The organism is Ruegeria intermedia (genome assembly GCF_900129345.1).
In the GTDB taxonomy this organism is placed as follows: Bacteria; Pseudomonadota; Alphaproteobacteria; order Rhodobacterales; family Rhodobacteraceae; genus Ruegeria; species Ruegeria intermedia.
The window spans coordinates 1-1,148 of the sequence record NZ_FQVK01000079.1 but is presented as its reverse complement, the minus strand read 5'-3'; the positions used below and the strand labels follow the sequence as shown (position 1 = coordinate 1,148).

Below are 1,148 nucleotides of genomic sequence, written 5' to 3'. Positions count from 1 at the left end.
GCGCCGACGGTGCGGCCGCCTTCGCGGATGGCGAAACGCAGACCGTCTTCCATCGCGATCGGGGCGATCAGCTCGACGGTGAAGCCGACGTTGTCGCCCGGCATGACCATCTCGGTGCCTTCCTTCAGCTGAACCGTGCCGGTCACGTCAGTCGTACGGAAGTAGAACTGCGGACGGTAGTTCGCGAAGAACGGGGTGTGACGGCCGCCCTCTTCCTTGGTCAGGATGTAGGCTTCGGCTTCGAACTTGGTGTGCGGGGTCACTGAACCCGGCTTGGCCAGAACCTGGCCACGCTCGACGCCGTCACGGTCGATGCCGCGCAGCAGGGCGCCGATGTTGTCGCCGGCTTCGCCGCGGTCCAGCAGCTTGCGGAACATCTCGACACCGGTGCAGGTGGTCTTCTGCGTGTCGCGGATGCCGACGATCTCGATCTCGTCGCCGACGTTGATCACGCCACGCTCGACACGGCCGGTCACAACGGTGCCGCGGCCCGAGATCGAGAACACGTCTTCGATCGGCATCAGGAACGGCTGGTCAACGGCACGCTCAGGCGTCGGGATGTACTCGTCGACGGCGGCCATCAGCTCCTTGATCTTCTCTTCGCCGATTTCCGGATCGCGGCCTTCCATCGCGGCCAGAGCCGAACCTGCAACGATCGGAATGTCGTCGCCGGGGAATTCGTACGAGCTCAGCAGCTCGCGCACTTCCATTTCCACCAGTTCCAGCAGTTCCGGGTCGTCGACCTGGTCAACCTTGTTCAGGAACACGACAAGCGCAGGCACGCCGACCTGACGGGCCAGCAGGATGTGCTCGCGGGTCTGCGGCATCGGGCCGTCAGCGGCGTTCACAACCAGGATCGCGCCGTCCATCTGCGCCGCACCGGTGATCATGTTCTTGACGTAGTCGGCGTGGCCGGGGCAGTCCACGTGCGCATAGTGGCGGCTCTCGGTCTCGTATTCCACGTGGGCGGTCGAGATGGTGATGCCGCGTGCCTTCTCTTCCGGCGCGCCGTCGATCTGGTCATACGCCTTGAAGTCGCCGAAATACTTGGTGATCGCTGCGGTCAGCGTCGTCTTGCCGTGGTCAACGTGGCCGATCGTGCCAATGTTGACGTGCGGTTTTGTACGCTCAAACTTTTCCTTTGCCAT

The 1,148-nt window shown here is 63.5% G+C and carries 1 protein-coding gene; it reads right to left on the bottom strand.

Translation table 11 applies throughout. The features are described from left to right. Nucleotides 1-1,148, bottom strand: a 1,148-nt coding sequence (gene tuf / locus F3H26_RS19290) for an elongation factor Tu (protein WP_149777577.1), incomplete at both ends; no start/stop codon positions are given.